Raw genomic sequence first — 18,806 nt, 5'->3', positions numbered from 1 at the left:
CCCTTAAATATTATTTTCTTTATAAAAATGTATAAGTTTTTGTGCTATGGCTGCTTCGTCTAAATTTTGATTTTCTTTTTGGTTTAAAAACTCCATTGTAGCGCCTAATCTTTTTGCGCTAATAAAACCAGGATAATTTAGCAAAGTTTGACTGTTTTTGTTTAAAATTACAATAGTAGGGGTGGCTACTATATCATAAATACTAGAAAGTTCAGCTGTACTTAAGTCGCTTTTGTGGTTTTTATAAAATGTATGAATTTTTTTATAGCTTATATTTATATAATATGAGCTGTATTTTTCTTTTATAAGTTCTTGTATTTTTTTATCATTTTTAATCTCTTCTTTTAATTTATCACAATAAAGACAATGATTTGCGCTGAAAATGATTAAAATATTTTTATCACCACTTTTTATATTTGTATTATCTTTAAATAAATGAGCTATTTCTTCATAAGATTTTTTATCTAAATCATTTGCTTTTTGCAAATTTTCTTTAGAAATTTGTGTACCGCTTGAGATTAAATTAGAATCAAGTTTTTCTTCATTAGAACAAGCTATAAAAAAAATACTTAAAAAACTAAGTGTGAGTATTGTTTTAAACATTTAAAATCCTTGAAAAAGTTAGGAAAAGTCCTTATTCGCTATTATAGCGAATAAGGTTATAAGATAGTGTTAAAGAAAGTATAAAGCATTAAAAATAAAAATACCAAACCAGTGATTAGCATTGCAAATCCTGCAAGTTTAGCTAGCCATTGATATGCTTTGAAATTACTTTTATTTTCATATAAAGTGCTTAATTTTCCACTTTCTTTTAAGCGTTTATACCATACGCTTCTTTCTTGTTTAATCTCTTCTTCGCTAACATTTCCTGAGAAAATCACCATATCCATAGGGAAGCGATCTGCTCTAAAATGTGTATTAAAGAAGTGAATTGCAAAAATAAATCCTGTAGCAAGTAAAGCTTCATCAGAGTGAAGTAGGGTTGCTAAATTGATTGCTTCACCTGGTAAAAATTTACCAAAGAAAGCAGGAAACCATAAAATAAGCCCTGAAATACCAATAACAAACATACCCCAAAATACTGCTAGATAATCAAATTTTTCCCAATAAGTCCAGCGGTCAAATTGCGGTCTTGGTCCAAAACCAAAAAACCATTTAAAATGATCTTTCATATCTTTAAAATCTTGCCAATTTGGCATTAAAGAATCAGGACCAAAAGTAGCTTTTAAAACTTTCATAAAGCTTATTTTGCCAGTGATTGGATCTCTTGCTACATCACGGCGTTTCCAATTTACAATGATGATTTCTCCAATGTGAGAGAAAAATACTGCAAACATTACTATAGCTGAAATATGATGTATGGTTGCTGCATTAATGATATCTCCACCCATTAAATCAATCATAGGTTTAGCCCACGCTGAATCATAGAATTTTTGTGGTAAGCCTGAGAACGCAAGACCCAAAAAGCTAGCTGCCATAAAGAAATGCTGAATTCTATGGAAAGTGCTAAATCTTCTTATTCTTACTTTATCTTCATGTGCTGCTTTTCTTGCTTCTTTCCATTCTTTAGGATATTTTATACGCATAGCAATTAAACGCAAGCACCAAAGTATAGTATGAGCTCCAAAGAAAACAAATACAGAAATTACCAAAATAGTCATAAATATATAAGCACCATGTAATCCAGGATATTTTTCTCCATCACTATGATCAGCATGTGCCATCCAATTTACGAAATTTTCATTTGCATTTGGGTGACATGTTTTACAAGTTTGAACACGGTTTATTGGCGAGAGAGTTGAGCTTCTTTCACTTGATTTTAAAATATTGTGTTTGCCATGACAATCAGAACAAGTAGCAACACTTGGAGTTTCACCTGGTGTGCTTAATACCATACCTTTACCATGGAAAGTCATATGAAAAGTTGTGCTTTTTTGTTTATGACATTGTGCGCATTTTTGATCGACTAATTGTTTTTGTGAATAAATTCCTGAATGTTTTGGGGTAACATGAATAGAGTGACAAGTCGCACAAGATGGTTTTTCTTTTTTCTTTTGTATATCTTGAGCAGGTAAGAACTCTTGCACCCCATGAGCGCTTTTTGCTAAAGCATTGCTTGCTTTTTCATGGCAAGTTGCGCATTTTTGATTGATTAAGTTTTTACTTGCTGCAATATCAGCCCTAATGCCTTTACCTTTTTGAGCATGACAATCACGACAAGATGGGGTATTGCTAAATTTAAATCTTGAGTGAATAGTATCTTTAAACTCGATAATTTCTTTAGCTTTTTCCCATTTAACTGTGTCTATTTTTTCAACTTTTCTACCTGAAGTTACCCATGATTCAATGCCATCAAGCATTACAACAGAGTTCTTATAGCCAAGTTCTATAGCAACTGCAGCAGCTTGAGAAGCTTCAAATCTAAAACGATTTAAACCATAAAATACTAAATTTGCATTTTTATCATTAGGTAGTAAATTTTGCCAATTTTCCACATAGGTTGATATGGAATTAGGTATATAGCCATTAGCTTGTCTATCTTGCTCTGAGTTGACATCAAAAAAATAAGTATTATTTTGATCTAGCATTTCTTGAGCTTGTGCTAAGCTAATGCTTTTTACACCTTCTATTGAGCCTATTTCTCCATTAGCCTCAGCAAAAATAAATCCTGATGGCATAAAAAGAGTAAAAAGGACAATAAAAAGTCGAGTGATTAAATTTTTCAAGACTAGCTCCTTATTTGAAGGAAGAATTTTTCATTCTTCCTTTGTTTTTATTTACCATTTAGGATATTTTGTGCTTCTTGGATATAAATTAAAGCTTCTTCTATGATTTTCTTAGAATAAGCAGGTCCATGAACACCCCAAGAACCATCTTTTTCTAGTCTATCAGCTATGGCTTGAGCTTGATTTGTTAGGCTTAGTACTTTTGATTTTTGCTCTACTGAAAGTTTGGTTTTTTCAGCAAAAGTTTTATCAATATTTGCTATGCCTTTTCTAATTTTCTCATAACCTTCTTTAACAGGGTTTTGCCACTGCATTACTTTATCATAAATCATTTCTTGATTGCTAAAGTGAAGTTTTTCAGGTAAGGTTGATTGCACAGGACTATGACAACCACTTGCACCAGGACCCATTAGATTAATATCACTAAAACTAGTTCTACCACAACTCCACATTAAATCAAGGAAAAATCTACCCTCATCATCTCTAGCTATAGTCCAACCACCAACTTTAGGTGATCTTTCTTTACCTTCTGGTGGGTTAAGTGTTTTTGCGGTTTTATCTACTTTGATATTCCAAATATGTGAAGCTCTAACATTATCAAACCCACCTTTATCAGGGTTTTGAACCGCTCCAAAGTTTTCACAACTCATCATATTTGGCATGTGACAAGCTGTACAGCTATCTTTTGCGTGAATTCCACCTTTTTTGAAAAAGCTTGCTTGGGTTTCATGACAATCTTTGCAAGTTTTTTTAAGTTTTGTCTTAGTATAACCGCTTTTCCAATCATTAAAAGTTACTTCATGTGGATCATGACAAGTATTACATCTCATACCCTTATCATAGTGTGCTGAAGAATACATTTGAGCACCTTCTGTTCCACACGCAGGACAACTTGATTTAAAATACGCATTGAAAGGTTTTCTAGGATTGATTTTAGCATCAGCTTCATTATATGAAAATCTTTGATGACATCTTTCACAATTTGATGGCATACCCGCACCTCTTGCTCCATAAAGATGTGCTCCAGCCCCGTGGCATTCCTCGCAAGTAATACCTTTTGAGATGGTATGTTTTTGAAGTTCTTTTGGATTACCTAGTGCTTTGTAAAATTCTTCCTTACTCTTAAAATCAAATTTAAAAGTATGACAGGTTTCACAATATGCAGTAGCAGGTTGGAAAACTGCTTTTTCTTTATAAGTTGCAGCATAAGAGTTTGTTCCCCATACTTGAGAGCCATTTCCTCCAAAATCTTCCATTTTAGTAGGAAAACCAGGTGCAAAAGCAGCTATTTTTTGTGCCATTTCAGGGGTTAAAAACTCACTCCAAAGTCTTGAGAATTGATTACCTCCGGCGGTTAATTTACCACTTAAATCACTCAAATTTCCATCTTCAACATGGTAAGTTCCACGCACAAGCCATCTATCTATAAAACCATATTTTGTTCTTGGTGTTCCAATGAGAGCATAAACATCATTTGGATAAATTCCATCAGGTAAAATAGTAGCTTGAGAGTTATACATAGGTTTTTTTAAACCTTCAGCTCCGCCAACTTCTTCCATTTCATGCGGAAAACGCACGGTTTTTGCATGGCGAGAACGCTCCCAAGAAGCATATTGAGCAGGGTGACACTCACCGCATTTTTTTGGGCCTACAAATTTGTTTGGAAAATCCAAAAAAGATTCATAAGGCAAGCGATAAGTAATAGAAGCTTGTTTTAAATCATGCTCAGCAGCAAATTTAGCCCCATTTTGATTTAAAACCCAGTTTTCTGTTCTATCACTATGAGTAAATTTACCTACCAAACGCCCTTCTTTTTCATATTTAAAAATAGGGTGATGTTTGTAAAGATAGTCAAAAAATGCATCCTCTTGAGCTACATAACCATCAAGAGTTCTAGGCTCTGAAGAAGCAAAAGCTTGCGAACTTAAACTTATACCTAAGGCTAAACAGGCATAGGTAGCAACCTTAGCTAATTTGTGTTTCATAACTTCCCTTTCGCGTGTTTTGTTAAAAGATAAAAATACTCTTATTTATTATCTATTAACTATTAAAGTATAATTGTGACTATTTTTTAATAAAAATTAACTTAAAATATATTTATATTTATTTTTTATTAATTTAAATAATAAAAATTATCATATAGAAAAAGAAGTTATTTGCTACATACTAAATTCTACTTATAGTCCCCACTACCTTACCCACGATTAAAAAATCGCCATTTTGATAATGAACATCTGCATAACTTAGATTAAAAGAGTGTAGATAAACCCCGCCTTTATTACTTTTAAAAATTTGTTTGATAAACAAACCATCTCTAGTATTTACTGCAAAAACCCCACCTTCTTTAAAGCTTTTGCTTTTATCTACTAAGCACAAAGAATCATCTTTAATTTCAGGCTCCATGCTATCGCCTATACATGGGATGATATCACAATTTTTAGAGCCAAAAAAATCACTTAGTTTTTCATCTATAATCACTTCTGAAAAACTTACATTATCATTTAAAGCTCCACCTCCCATAGAAGCATTAACATCATAATATTTTAAGACATTATAGTTTAAATCAAGTGCTGGAGTATTGCTCTCAAGAGAGTCTTCATAAAAAAATGCATTGATGTTGATATTTCTTTCATTTAAAAAATGAAGTATTTGTTTATAAGGTATGGAATTTCTAAATTTCATACTATAAAAGGTATCTGGATTAATATTTAGCATTTTAGCTACATCAGAATCTTTGGCATTTTTTATGCCTTCTTTTTGGAGTATAAATTTAAGTTTATCAGTAATTTCATTCATTTGCATAAAAATCCTTTTAAATAAAAAGTATTTTAGCAAATTTACTTTTATTTTGCAAGAATTCTTTTAAATTAAAAGATATTTAGCTTCCAAATTTTATGGAAGCTAAATATTATTTATTAATTAAGCTTTTGATGTATTGATCTACCATATATAAGCCATTGCCATTATCGCTTATGAGTTTGATTTTATCTACTATACCTCTAAAAAGCGCTTCTTCTTCGTGTTGTTCGCTTACATACCATTGCAAGAAATTAAAAGTAGAATAATCTTTACTTGAAAGCATAAAATCTACAAGATTATTAATAGAAGCGGTAATGCTTTGCTCATGCTCAAAAGTTTTTTCAAACACATCAAGCAATGATTTAAAATCACTATCAGGTTTTTTAACTTCTTTTAATTCTACTTTAGAATCAGTTTCATTCAAATAAGTGATGAGTTTTCTAGCATGATCACTTTCTTCTCTTGCATGCTCAAACAAAAACGCACCCGCACCATCAAAGCTATGCTCATAGCACCATGAACTCATACTCAAATATAAATTTGCTGCATACATTTCTTTGTTGATTTGCTCGTTTAATAAAGCCACTACTTCTTTAGAAAGCATTTTTTCTCCTTATGAATTATTTTTGTTATATTAGTTAGAACTACATTAAAAATACATTAATAAGTGTATTTATAAAAATTATAAATTAATACTAAAAGAAAAAATACTACCTTTTTGTAGGTTAGATTGAATTTTTAAAGAACTTTTGTGTAAAGTGAGTATTTTTTTAACCAAAAACAATCCTAGTCCAAAAGAGTTATTTTGTGTTGAGTTTGCTTTGTAGAATTTTTTTGTTATAAATTTAAGGTGTTTTTCTTCTATGCCTACACCTTGATCTATGATAGTAAAATTTTGATTTTTTATGATGATTAACACCTCTTTTTTGCTGTATTTTAAGGCATTGTCTATTAGATTAATGATGACTTGCTCTATGAGAAATTTATCCGCTATGATAAAGCTTGTTTGGCCTTGAATTTTCAACCTATCATCTCTAAAACTTTCTAATAAATTTTTACTTAAAGCATATAGGTCGAATTTTTCTAAATTTAAAGAATTAAAATTAAGATTAAAAACAAAATTGAGTTTGTGTGTTAGTTGGTTGATTTTTACGCTTTGTTTGTGAATTTTTTCAAGTAAAAATAATTTCATATTTTCATCATTAGTTTCTTTTAAAGATTGCAAGCTCAAATCTATAACGCTTATAGGGTTTTTAAGCTCATGTGATATAGCGCTGATTACATTGCTTAATTGGGTGTTTTTGGTTTGAATTTTCTTAGCTTGTTTTTTGTTTTTTAATTCTTGCTTGATGAGTAATTTTTTAATTTTCAATAAGCGTAAATTTAAATTTTTTAATTCATAAACGAAATTATATTTTAAAATGAAATTAGTATTTGATTTGATACTTTTAACAAACAATAATAATTCTTGAAAATAATTTTTGAAAAAATTAAATACAACAAAATAAAACACAACAAGTACAAGTAAAAAGAAAGAAAAAATAATAATATTTTTAATCCAAAAATTTTGCACCAAAGAGTGTATTTTAGGATATACAATGATGATGTATTGATAGTTTTTATAAGCATAAGCTTTAAAATAAATTTCTTTTTGCTTATAAAAATCATGGGTAAAATTAGACTTAAAATGTTTTAGAAAATAAGAATAATCTTTTAATGATGAAAAAATATCATCATTTTGTTTAATGATAAAATCTGCTCTAGTATTTTGAGCAAATTGCTTGATATTGTTAGAATTTAGTGTATCTAATAACTGAAATTGTAAAACATCATTGAGTGTTTTTAGTTTTTGCTCATAAGTATTTTTTACCGTAGTATTGATATAGCTTTCATTAAAAAAATAAAACAATATAAAAAAAGCAATACAAAAAAATCCAAGTGTAAAAAGGAAAAATGTTTTTATTTTTAGCACAATTTATAGCCTACCGAGCGCACTGAAATGATATTCTCTTTAATTTGTGGAATTTTTTGTTTTAATCTTAAAATAGCTGTATTGATTGTCTTATCGCTTGTTGTGTCATTTTTCCATACTTGCTCACTTAAAAATTGACGGCTTAGAAGTTGATTTTTGTAATTAAAAAAACACTTGAGTAGTTCTACATCTAGGGTTGATAAATTTTCAAATGTATTTGTTTTATAGGTTAGTTTTCTGTCTTCTATATATAAGGTAAAATCTTGATAAGAAATTTGTTCTTTTGGAGTTTTATTTCTTTTAGTTACAGCTTTAATTCTAAATAAAAGCTCATTAAAATCAAAGGGTTTACATATATAATCATCACAGCCTTGCTCAAAACCTTCTAAAATATCTTTTTGTAAAGTCTTTGCACTAAGAAAAATCACAGGCTCCATATAACCTTTTTTTCTTAATTGTTTTATCATCTCTACACTATCGCCACTTGGTAAATTTCTATCCATGATGATTAAGTCTATTTCGTTTGTATCTAGAAAGGTTTCTAAGTCAAAAAAATCAAAATAACTATAAATTTTTATATTTTCTTGACTAAGTCTTAAACTAATTAACTCATTTAAATCTTTATCATCTTCTATCAAAATAATATTTAACATATAAAAATTATATCAAAAAATACATGTATCCAAAATGTTTCCAAGTTTTTTTAAATTTTCATTACTTTTTAACTAAGGAGAAAAAATGAAAAAACTTTTGGCTTTAAGTGTAGCTACTTTTGTTAGTCTAAACGCAGCAGAATTAAAAATAGCAGGTTCATCTACTGTCTATCCTTTTACTTCTTTTGTTGCTGAAGAATATGCTGTTATAAAAAATACAAAAACACCTATAGTTGAAAGTCTTGGCACAGGCGGTGGTTTTAAAGTTTTTTGTGAAGGAATTACTGATATTTCTAATGCTTCAAGAGCAATTAAGCCAAGTGAATTTGAAACTTGTAAAAAATCAGGCGTGAGTGATATAGTCGGTATTATGATAGGTTATGATGGCATAGTTTTAGCTCAAAATAAAATCAATGCTCCATTAAATATAAGCTTACACGAGTTATTTTTAGCTTTGGCTAAAGAAATTCCACAAGATGGAAAATTAGTCCCAAATCTTTATACAAATTGGCAACAAATCAATAAAAATTTACCAAATAGAAAAATTACCATCTATGGCCCTCCATCAAGTTCAGGAACAAGAGATAGTATAGAAGAGCTTGTAATGATAGATATTTCTAAAAAAATTCCTGAATATAAAGGTGTGTATAAAACTATACGCCAAGATGGAGCATTTATACCAAGTGGAGAAAACGATAATTTAATTGTTTCAAAACTTTCTGTTGATAAAGAAGCTTTTGGGCTTTTTGGATACGGATTTTTAGCTAGTAATGATGATAAGATTAATGCAGTTGATATTGATGGTGTAAAAGCTGATGAGAAGAATATTTCCGAAGGAAAATATAAACTAGCTCGTTCTTTGTTTATATATATGAATGCTAAGAAAAATCCAGAAGTATTTGAATTTGCAAAAATTTATATGAGTGATGATTTAGCTAAAAGCGGAGCAGAATTAGAAAAAATAGGATTGGTTCCTTTGGATGAAAAAACTTTAAAACAAACCCAAAAACATATAGAAGAAAAAGGTTTATTAACTGATGAGCTTGTTAAAGCAGGGAAAGTTTTTTAATTTTTAGGATGAAAAATTGATAAAAGAAAAAATAATAAAATTAACGCTTTTTCTTTGTGCTTTTGTTAGCGTAGTAGTAAGCTTTGCTATTATGCTAACTATTTTAATAGAGGCATTAAAATTTTTTCAAAAAGAAAGCGTATTTACTTTTTTATTCTCAAGTCAGTGGGCAGCAGATGCTGCATTTGTAGGTGCTGATGGAAGTAGCAAGCATGGTGTTTTTGGTGCTTTGAGTTTATTTTGGGGAACTTTTTATATTTCATTAATAGCAATGTTAACAGCCTTACCTTTAGGCATAATGTGTGCTATTTATCTTGGAGTATTTGCAGGTAAAAAATCTAAAAACTATTTAAAACCTATTTTAGAAATCATAGCAGGAATTCCTACTGTAGTTTTTGGATTTTTCGCAGCCATAGTTGTAGCTCCTTTTATAGTGTGGTTTTTTTCTCTTTTTGGTATCAAAGCTAGTTTTCAAAGCGCCCTAGGTGCAGGTTTTATCATGGGTATCATGATAGTTCCTATAGTAGCTTCACTCTCACAAGATTGCATTGAAGCTGTAAGTTCAAAAAGGATAAATGGAGCTTATGCTTTAGGTATGACTAAAAAAGAAGTCGTATTTGCAGTAATTTTACCAGAAGCAATGCCAGGTATAGTTGCAGCTTGTCTTTTAGGACTTTCAAGAGCTTTAGGTGAAACAATGATTGTTGTTATGGCTGCTTCACTGCGTCCAAATTTAACAATGAATTTTTTAGAAGATATGACAACAGTGACTGTAAAAATAGTAGAAGCATTAAGCGGTGATCAAGCTTTTGATAGTTCTTTAGCTTTAAGTGCATTTTCTTTAGGGCTTGTGCTTTTTATTATTACATTAATCATTAATATTTTTAGCGTTTATTTGATAAATCGCTTCCATAAAAGGAAAAATTTATGAAAAAACTTTTTAAACAAAGAAAAAAAGCTTCAAAAAATTTCAAAAGATTCTGTAAAATGGGGTTTTATATAAACCTTATTTTTCTTTGTGTTTTTTTATCAAGCGTAGGGTATCTTGGGATAGGAGCTTTTAAGCAAACTTACATTTATGCCCAGGCTGATAGAAATAACCCTTCGTATGAGCTTTTATCGCGTGCTGAACAAAGGAAAATAAGAACGGGTCAAATCAAAGAAAAATCTTGGCTTTTAGCAAATTCTGAAGTTGATCAATATATGAAAAAAAACTACAATAAACTAAGTGATGAACAAAAAACTTTAGTTGATGAATTAGTTCAAAAACAAGAAATTAAGCTAAGTTTTAACACAAATTTTTTCCTTAATGGAGACTCTAAATCACCTGAAAATTCAGGAATATTTGCCTCTGTGGTTGGAACTTTGCTTGTGATGTTAGTATGCATGGTTGTAAGCATTCCAATAGGAGTTGGGGCAGCTATTTATTTAGAAGAATTTGCTCCGCAAAATGTATTTACGCATTTTATAGAAGTATGTATAAATAATTTAGCTAGCATTCCTAGTATTTTATTTGGACTTTTAGGACTTGGAGTATTTATTAATCTTTTTGGGATGCCGCGTTCGAGTGCTTTAGTTGGGGGATTAACTTTGGCTATTATGAGTTTGCCTATTATTATTGTTTCAACTAAAGCTGCTTTAAAAAGTGTAGATATTAATATGAAAAATGCTGCATATGCTTTAGGCATGACTAAAATTCAAATGATAAAAGGCATTATGCTACCTTTGGCAATGCCTATGATTTTAACAGGTTCTATTTTAACTTTAGCAGGGGCTATTGGCGAAACTGCGCCTTTAATGATTATAGGTATGATAGCTTTTATACCTGATGTAGCAAATAGTGTTTTTGCACCAACAAGTGTTTTACCTGCTCAAATTTTTTCATGGTCAGCTATGCCAGAGCGTGCATTTTTAGAAAGAACAGCAGCAGGGATTATAGTGCTTTTATCTCTTTTGGTGATTTTAAATTTAGCAGCAATACTTTTAAGAAGATATTTTCAAGGAAAATTAAAATGATAGCAAAAACAACAAATCTAAATTTATTTTATGGTAAAAAACAAGCTTTATTTGATATTAATATGGAAATTCAAAAAAATAAAATCACAGCTTTAATAGGTGCTTCAGGCTGTGGAAAATCCACATTTTTGCGTTGTTTTAATAGGATGAATGACAAAATAGCAAAAATCGATGGTCTTGTTGAGATTGATGGAAAAGATGTTAAAAATCAAGATTTAGTCGTGCTTAGAAAAAAAGTTGGAATGGTATTTCAACAACCTAATGTTTTTGTAAAAAGCATTTATGATAATATTTCTTATGCTCCAAAACTCCATGGGATGATTAAAAACAAAGATGAAGAAGATGCTTTGGTGGAAGATTGTCTTAAAAAAGTAGGGCTTTTTGAAGAGGTTAAAGATAAACTAAAACAAAATGCTCTAGCACTTTCAGGTGGTCAGCAGCAACGCCTTTGTATTGCAAGAGCTTTGGCTATAAAGCCAAAATTATTACTTTTAGATGAACCAACTTCTGCACTTGATCCTATATCTTCAAGTGTTATAGAAGAGCTTATTAAAGAATTAAGTCATAATCTTTCCATGATTATGGTAACACATAACATGCAACAAGCTAAGCGCGTGGCTGATTATACTGCGTTTTTTCATTTAGGAGAGCTTGTAGAATTTGGAGAGAGTAAGGAATTTTTTGAAAATCCTAAAGAAGAAAAAACAAAAGCTTATTTAAATGGAGCTTTTGGATAATTTTTATTTATTTAGAAATTTTGATGATATAATTAATCAAAATTTCTAAAATACATTTGTTTATTCTTGAAATCAGCAAAATTAAAAATATATTTATCTTTAAAAAAGTAATTTTTAAGTAAAATTACTTTTTACTTTTTATCAAAAGAGTATTCATGGCAAGCAAACAACTTTCACTTAAACATCTTAGTATGCCTATATTACTTGAAATGTTTTTAAGATATTTTTCTTTGATTATCAACACTGTGATGGTTTCGCAGTATTCTAACTTTTTAGTTGGGGCTATGGGTGCGGGTAATCAAGTAGCAGATTTATTTATTATTATTTTTAGTTTTTTAAGTGTGGGTTGTAGTGTAGTGATCGCTCAAGCTTTAGGAGCTAAGGATTACACTCTAGCAAGAAAGGCAATTCATCAAAGTCTATTTTTAAATGCCTTGCTTGGTTTTGTGTGTGGAAGTTTGATTTTATGGCATGGAGAGTTTTTGCTCTATCTTTTGCAAATTCCAAATGAACTTTTAAAAGACAGTGAAATTTACTTGCATATGCTTGGAATTTGTTTGTTTTTTGATGCTATGGGTATAGTTTTGGCTGCTATTATTAGGGTGTATAATATGGCTTATTGGGTTATGTTTACTACCTTATTGATGAATGTTGTGATATTTATAGGAAATTTTTATGTATTGCATTTTACTAAGCTAGAGCTTTTTGGAGTAGGGCTTAGTAATATACTTGGGCGTTTGGTAGCCTTTGGTATGCTTATAGCAATACTTAGTTTTAAGCTCAAAATTCATCTTAAAATTAAAGAGATGATAAACCTTGAAAAAGTGGTACTTAAAAAGATTTTTAATATCGGTGGCTTTGCAGCAGGAGAACATTTGATATGGTTTATACAATACACCATAGCTTTTGCTTTTGTAGCAAGTTTGGGTAAAGAAAATTTAAGCGTTCAAACGATTTACTTTCAAATTTCTTTACTTATCATGCTAGTAGGACAAGCCATAAGCGTAGCAAATGAAATTATCATAGGTAAATTAGTCGGCGCAAAATACTTAAATGTGGCCTATAAACATACTTGGATAGCTTTGTATTTTAGCGTGGTTGCAAGTGCTTTTATAGCTTTACTTAATTATGTTTTGCAAGATTTCACTATGGGTGTAGTAAAGCTTGAAGAGAGTTTAAAAGAGCTTATGATACCGCTTTTTGCGCTTTCAATTTTCTTAGAAATTTCAAGAACTTTTAATATAGTCATGGTAAATTCACTAAGAGCAAGTGGTGATGCGAGGTTTCCGTTTTTAAGTGGAGTGGTGTTTATGCTTGGGGTTTCTTTACCAGTTGGTTATGTGCTTTGTTTTTATGCTGGACTTGGAATTTTGGGAGTTTGGATAGGTTTTTGTGCAGATGAGTTTTTACGCGGTATAGTCAATTCATACAGATGGAAAAGTAAAAAATGGCAAGGCAAAGCACTAGTATAAAAGGAATTTTAGAATTTAAAGAATTTCGTTTTGCTTTTGAAAAGAAAAAACTCAAATATCTAAGACTTAGGATAGATAGGGATTTAAATTTCAAACTTAGTATACCGCTATATTATGAGCAAAGAGATGTTTTAAGATTTTTAGAAAAAAATGAAAGTTGGATTAGAGCCAAAGAAAAAGAACTTTCTTTAAAAAGAGTAGTTTTAGCAAGTGATGAATTGTATTTTTTAGGTAAAAAATACAAGCTAGTTTTTAACGAAAATCATAAAAAAGTTCTTATAAAAAAAGATAAAATTTTTGCAAAAAATCAAAAGTCCTTAGATCTTTTCTTAAGGCGTAGTGCTAGGGTGATTTTTGAGTATTTTATAAAAAAATGGCAATTTATCCACAAGAGAAAAGTGCAAAGAATTTGCATTAAAGAAATGATTTCAAGATGGGGTTCTTGCAATCATCAAAAAGCATATATAAACTTAAATTTAAAACTCATGCAAAAACCTATAAAAGCTATAGAATATGTGATTTTGCATGAACTTACACATTTAATCTACCCACATCATCAAAAAGAATTTTATGATTTTTTACATAAATTAATGCCTGATTACAAGACAAGAGAGGTTTTTCTAAAAAGTCTTATTTTTTAACAAAAATTTATTTTAATTTAAAAAATCATTTATTAAAATAAATTGTTTTTAAATATCTTTTAAAGGAAAAACAATGAAAAGAAGAAATTTGTTAAAAGTAGGTGTTCTTGGTTTAGCTGCTATGCTTTTTAGCGGTGTGGCTTTAAATGCTAACGATGTGGTTAATTTTCCAAAAGATAAGCAAAAAGCTTTATTGCTCTCAAGCTCAGGCTATAAAGACACTGGGTATTTAAACCATGCTTTACCTTGGCTTAAAGAATTTGTTGAAAAAAATAACTTAAAAGGCAAAAAAGTAGCATTTATACCTTATGCAGGTGTTAGAAAAACTTATGAACAGTATGAAGCACAAGTTGCTAAAGCTTTAGAGAGTTTAGGTCTTCAAATAATTAGTGTGCATAGAGGTAATGCTGTTGATATTGTTAAAAGTGCTGATGCGATTTTTGTAGGAGGCGGAAATACTTTTGAACTTGTAAATCAACTTTACAATAATAACCTAGTTGAACTCATCGCAAAAAGAGTAAGCGAGGGTGTGCCTTATGTTGGTTGGTCAGCAGGCTCAAACGTAGCAGGTGCAACTATGATGACAACTAATGATATGCCTATAGTTGAACCAAAATCATTCAACACTTTTAATATCTTCCCTCATCAAATCAACCCGCATTTTATCTCAGGTAAGCCAGTAGGACACAATGGTGAAAGCCGCGAAGAAAGACTTGAAGAGTTTTTGATTGTTAATCCTAAAGTAGTTGTTTATGCTTTGCCTGAAGGTGTTGCATTATTACTTGATGGAAAAAAAGCAAAAGTTTTAGGTATGGATAAAAATGCTCCACTTTTAAAACTTGAAAACAAAAAAGAAATTCAAAAAATCGCTATCGGTTCTGAATTTAACTACTAAAATAACAAGCTATCTATATTTTAGATAGCTTGTTTAAGCTTTCCTTAGAATTAAAATTGTTATATTTATGCTTTAAAAATTTAATTTTAAGGTTTTAAACTTGCTTTTAGAAATTACTTTTGATTATAAATCTAAAAACGATATTTTTGAGTTTTTGTTAGCTTATTATGCTAAAGATTATGTGTATAACTATGAGCAAAAAGATGAAAAAATCATTATTAAAGTTAAAGGCGAAAAAGATGAAATTCAAGCCTTTTGTTCTAATTTAGAAAATATCAGCCACAGTGTTTTTTTAAACAAATTCGACTTAAAAGTTATAGAAGAAGATTTTACACCTATAAAAAAAGAAAAAAACTTCACTAAAAGAAGTTTTTTAACAAGACTTAATGCAAATGCTTATACTAATGGCGAGCTTTTAGAAAATGAATGGGGTGTTTTTGTAGAAGAAGAGTTTAAGATAGAAGAAGATTTTATAAAAATCACTAAAGAAAATTTCTGCGATAATTTAAAAAAAGCCTTAGAAAAATTAAAAAACAAAGAAAAAATATATTTTAAAAACTCAAAAGGAGTATATGCTTTTGAAATTTTTAATGAAGCATTGGATGATTTTTTAATGCCAAGTGATCCAAAGCATATCAATGTGTTTTTTTCTTGTAATAACGAGCAGTTTAAAATCTTAGCAGGGGTTGAAAAGCCTCTAATGAAACTTAAATTTAATGCTATTTTTAGACAAAATCATCAATTAAATCATGAGTATTTTAAAATAAAAATATATGATAATCTTTTCTTGTTTGCCTTGTGTTTTGAGCTTGAAAAAGAAGGAATTAAGTTTTTAAATTTTAAAAAGCTAGAACATTTTGAGGATGATTTTGAAGTAGCTTTAATCGAAAATGAACTAGTAGTTTGTAGGGGTTATGATTATATTTTACCTGAGTTTAAAAATTTGATTTTTCAAAAAGAAGATAAAAATTTTGCAAGAATTTCTTGTATATTGTCTGATTTTAAAGACAAAAAGCCTTTGCTTTTAGAACTTAGCAAAAGAAATGATGATATTATCTTACTTGATAAAGAAATCAATCTTTTAAAACTAAATTTACCAAAAAGCTTTGATGAGTTTTATGAAACTATAAGTCAAGATGATGTTGCTAAGAGATTGCTAGCTAATTATGAAAAAGAATTTATTCTTGTACGAAAAGAACTTAATATGGCTAATAATTTTTTTAATCTTTTTGGCATGGTAGGGATGATTTTAGAGCTTGATGAAGACGAGAAAAAAGCAGCATTAGCGCTTTTGGCCTTAGCAGATGAGAGTAAAATGGCAAAAGGTGTTAGGATAGATTTTAAGCATAATGAGCAAAAAGAATTTGACTATACTAAGACCTTAAGAAGCGTGATGAGTTTTAAGCTTGCTGGAGTAGAAAATCAAATCATAGCCTTAGGTGTTGTTGAGAGTTTGGCGTATTTTTTAAGGGATTTATTTGATGATTTAAAGGCTAAAGAGCAAGTTGATTGTGCTGTGCTTAGTGGAAGTTTGTTTGAGCACAAAAGCCTTAGTAAAAATGTATTTAAACACATACCATTTTTTAAGTTAAGTGATGTCCCACTTTGGATATGAAATTCATATTAAAGGGCTAGTGCAAGGCGTTGGCTTTCGTCCTTTTGTTTTTAATATAGCCAAAGAGCTTAATTTAAAAGGTGAAGTTTATAATAATAGCTTAGGTGTTGTTATAATCCTTGAGTGTAGTAATGATGAATTAGAAATTTTTAAAGAAAAACTTTTTGCTAATTTACCACCTTTAGCTAGGATAGATGATTTTAGCTTTTCTTATAAAAAACTTCAAAAAACTTATAATGAATTTAGTATAAGTACTTCACAAGATAGTGAAAAATTTAGCCCGATTTTAAGTGATTTTGCTCTTTGTGAGGATTGTTATAATGAATTTTATGATGAGAAAAATCCGCGTTTTAAATATCCTTTCATCACTTGTACAAATTGTGGGCCAAGATTTTCTATTATAAAAAAACTTCCATATGATAGAGTTAATACGACTATGGATGAGTTTAAAATGTGTTCTTTTTGTCAAAGCGAGTATGAAGATCCTACTAATCGTCGTTTTCATGCCCAACCACTCTCATGCCCAAAATGTAAAATTACTATTTTTTTAAAAGATAAAAATCAAGATATTTTAGCCAAAGATGAAAAAGCTTTTATCTTGCTTGCAAAGCTTTTAGAAGAAGGTAAAATCATAGCTTTTAAAGGTATGGGTGGGTTTCATTTAATTTGTGATAGTACAAATGAAAATGCTATAAATGAACTTAGAATACGCAAAAATCGCCCTAAAAAGCCTTTTGCTATCATGGTAAAAGATCTTAAAATGGCTCAAGAATTAGCTTTTATTAATGAAGCTGAAGCAAAACTTTTAACTTCAAATTTAAAACCCATAGTTATTTTAAATAGCAAAAATATCCATAAAAGCTTAGCATCAGATACCAATAAAATAGGTATTATGTTAGCTTATATGGGAACACATTTAATGCTTTTTGAACATTTTAAAAAACCTATCATTGCAACAAGTGCTAATTTAAGTTCACAAAGCATTATTTATGAAGAAACAAAACTTTTAGAGCAACTTAGTGATGTATTTGATTTTTATCTTGATTATGATAGAACAATACACAACTCAAGCGATGATAGTATTGCTCAAGTTATTGGTAAAGAAGTAATGTTTTTAAGGACTTCAAGAGGCCTTAATCCACTTTATATCAATACAGCAGATATTTTTAATACAAAAGAAAATATTCTAGCTCTAGGAAGTGAGTTAAAAAACGAATTTGCTTGTTTTTTTAAAAATCAAATTTTTATTTCTCCTTATATAGGCGATATGAAAAGTTTAGACATACAAGAGAGATTTTTTAAAATTTTAACTTTCTTTCAAAACTCTTATAAACTAAATTTTGACCATATTTTAAGCGATAAACACCCACAATTTAACTATGTAAAAGAATTTAAAGATTATAAAAATTTTCGCGTGCAACATCACTATGCACATTTGTGTGCTTGTTTATTTGAACACAAAATTTACAAAAATGATGTTTTAGCCTTTGTTTTTGATGGAACAGGTTATGGAGATGATGGAAAAATTTGGGGTGGTGAGATTTTTAGAGCGAATTTAAAAAACTATGAAAGGTTAAATCATTTTAAAAATTTCAAACTCATTAATGCAGATATTAAAAATATCACAAATTTAGCTTTAGCTTTGATTTTTGATTTTAATTTAGAAAACAAAGCTAGCGAGTTTTTAGCTAAATTTTCTCAAGTAAAATTAAATAATCTTAAAAAAATTTACACTCAAAGCTCTTTATATACGAGTTCTCTTGGTAGGATTATTGATGCTTTTGGCGCTTTTGCTTTTGATATACAAAAGCTTGATTATGAAGCACAAATTGGACTTTTGATGGAAAAATATTATGATAAAAATCTTGATTATAGTTACAAATTTGATATCCAAGAAAAAGAAATTTGCTTTAAAAATGCTTTTTTACAAGCTTTAGAAGATAAAGATAAGGTTAAAATTAGCACAGGTTTGCTTAATGGCATTGTAAATTTAATTATAGAATATTCAAAAGATTTTAAAGAAGAAGTGCTTTTGTGTGGTGGGGTATTTCAAAATAAAACCTTACTTGAAATTTTAGATCGAAAAAAATTCACTTATAAAACTTCTTTACAATTTCCTTGCAATGATAGCTCTATTGCACTTGGGCAGCTTGTGCATTATTTATCTTTAAAAACTTAATAAAACTCATATTTTTTTAATACTTTTTTATA

Annotated in this window: 16 protein-coding genes; 9 read left to right on the top strand and 7 right to left on the bottom strand. The window is 29.5% G+C overall.

What is annotated here, in order from left to right; translation table 11 throughout:
- Positions 1-3: 3 nt before the first annotated feature.
- The 7 genes from L8U41_RS04660 to L8U41_RS04630 all read right to left on the bottom strand — a co-directional run bounded on the left by L8U41_RS04660 (position 4) and on the right by L8U41_RS04630 (position 8,150).
- A complete protein-coding gene (locus L8U41_RS04660; protein ID WP_263702658.1) occupies positions 4-603 on the bottom strand; it encodes a SoxW family protein in 600 nt (199 codons plus the stop codon).
- A 56-nt stretch (positions 604-659) separates the two neighbouring features.
- Complete coding sequence (locus tag L8U41_RS04655) at positions 660-2,678, bottom strand: rhodanese-like domain-containing protein (protein ID WP_412175024.1); 2,019 nt, start codon at positions 2,676-2,678, stop codon at positions 660-662.
- Positions 2,679-2,773: 95 nt separating this feature from the next.
- A complete protein-coding gene (locus tag L8U41_RS04650) occupies positions 2,774-4,711 on the bottom strand; it encodes a cytochrome c family protein (protein WP_263727949.1) in 1,938 nt (645 codons plus the stop codon).
- Between the two features lie 181 nt (positions 4,712-4,892).
- Positions 4,893-5,528: a helix-turn-helix transcriptional regulator gene (locus L8U41_RS04645; protein WP_263702654.1), complete on the bottom strand. Its 636-nt coding sequence runs from the start codon at positions 5,526-5,528 to the stop codon at positions 4,893-4,895.
- Positions 5,529-5,634: 106 nt separating this feature from the next.
- Positions 5,635-6,129 (bottom strand): non-heme ferritin, encoded by a 495-nt coding sequence (gene ftnA / locus L8U41_RS04640; protein WP_012661514.1) that lies wholly within the window; start codon positions 6,127-6,129, stop codon positions 5,635-5,637.
- Positions 6,130-6,207: 78 nt separating this feature from the next.
- The gene (locus L8U41_RS04635) at positions 6,208-7,434 is read right to left on the bottom strand and encodes a sensor histidine kinase (RefSeq protein ID WP_263727948.1); all 1,227 of its coding nucleotides are present in this window, start codon (positions 7,432-7,434) and stop codon (positions 6,208-6,210) included.
- A 56-nt stretch (positions 7,435-7,490) separates the two neighbouring features.
- On the bottom strand, positions 7,491-8,150 hold the full coding sequence (locus tag L8U41_RS04630; RefSeq protein ID WP_257904279.1) for a response regulator transcription factor: 660 nt from the start codon (positions 8,148-8,150) through the stop codon (positions 7,491-7,493).
- An 85-nt stretch (positions 8,151-8,235) separates the two neighbouring features.
- On the opposite strand from L8U41_RS04630, the gene L8U41_RS04625 reads away from it, so the two are divergent.
- The 9 genes from L8U41_RS04625 to hypF all read left to right on the top strand — a co-directional run bounded on the left by L8U41_RS04625 (position 8,236) and on the right by hypF (position 18,774).
- On the top strand, positions 8,236-9,219 hold the full coding sequence (locus L8U41_RS04625; RefSeq protein ID WP_263727947.1) for a substrate-binding domain-containing protein: 984 nt from the start codon (positions 8,236-8,238) through the stop codon (positions 9,217-9,219).
- A gap of 16 nt (positions 9,220-9,235) precedes the next feature.
- The gene (gene pstC, locus L8U41_RS04620) at positions 9,236-10,150 is read left to right on the top strand and encodes a phosphate ABC transporter permease subunit PstC (RefSeq protein WP_263727946.1); all 915 of its coding nucleotides are present in this window, start codon (positions 9,236-9,238) and stop codon (positions 10,148-10,150) included.
- The gene (pstA, locus tag L8U41_RS04615) at positions 10,147-11,235 is read left to right on the top strand and encodes a phosphate ABC transporter permease PstA (protein ID WP_263727945.1); all 1,089 of its coding nucleotides are present in this window, start codon (positions 10,147-10,149) and stop codon (positions 11,233-11,235) included. The genes pstC and pstA overlap by 4 nt, the downstream gene beginning before the upstream one ends.
- On the top strand, positions 11,232-11,972 hold the full coding sequence (gene pstB / locus L8U41_RS04610) for a phosphate ABC transporter ATP-binding protein PstB (protein WP_214100477.1): 741 nt from the start codon (positions 11,232-11,234) through the stop codon (positions 11,970-11,972). Before pstA ends, pstB begins: the two co-directional genes overlap by 4 nt.
- Positions 11,973-12,127: 155 nt before the next feature.
- Entirely contained in the window at positions 12,128-13,444 is a 1,317-nt protein-coding gene (locus tag L8U41_RS04605; protein ID WP_263727944.1) for an MATE family efflux transporter, read from the top strand.
- Positions 13,420-14,085 (top strand): M48 family metallopeptidase, encoded by a 666-nt coding sequence (locus tag L8U41_RS04600; RefSeq protein WP_263727943.1) that lies wholly within the window; start codon positions 13,420-13,422, stop codon positions 14,083-14,085. Before L8U41_RS04605 ends, L8U41_RS04600 begins: the two co-directional genes overlap by 25 nt.
- A 73-nt stretch (positions 14,086-14,158) precedes the next feature.
- Positions 14,159-14,980 (top strand): dipeptidase PepE, encoded by an 822-nt coding sequence (pepE, locus tag L8U41_RS04595; protein ID WP_263727942.1) that lies wholly within the window; start codon positions 14,159-14,161, stop codon positions 14,978-14,980.
- A 100-nt stretch (positions 14,981-15,080) separates the two neighbouring features.
- On the top strand, positions 15,081-16,595 hold the full coding sequence (locus tag L8U41_RS04590) for a hypothetical protein (protein WP_263727941.1): 1,515 nt from the start codon (positions 15,081-15,083) through the stop codon (positions 16,593-16,595).
- Entirely contained in the window at positions 16,576-18,774 is a 2,199-nt protein-coding gene (hypF, locus tag L8U41_RS04585) for a carbamoyltransferase HypF (protein ID WP_263727940.1), read from the top strand. The genes L8U41_RS04590 and hypF overlap by 20 nt, the downstream gene beginning before the upstream one ends.
- The last annotated feature ends 32 nt before the right edge of the window (positions 18,775-18,806 follow it).

Source organism: Campylobacter sp. RKI_CA19_01116 (assembly GCF_025771405.1).
Taxonomy (GTDB): domain Bacteria; phylum Campylobacterota; class Campylobacteria; order Campylobacterales; family Campylobacteraceae; genus Campylobacter_D.
Note: the sequence above shows the minus strand (reverse complement) of the source record. Positions and strands in the feature narration are given on the sequence as shown.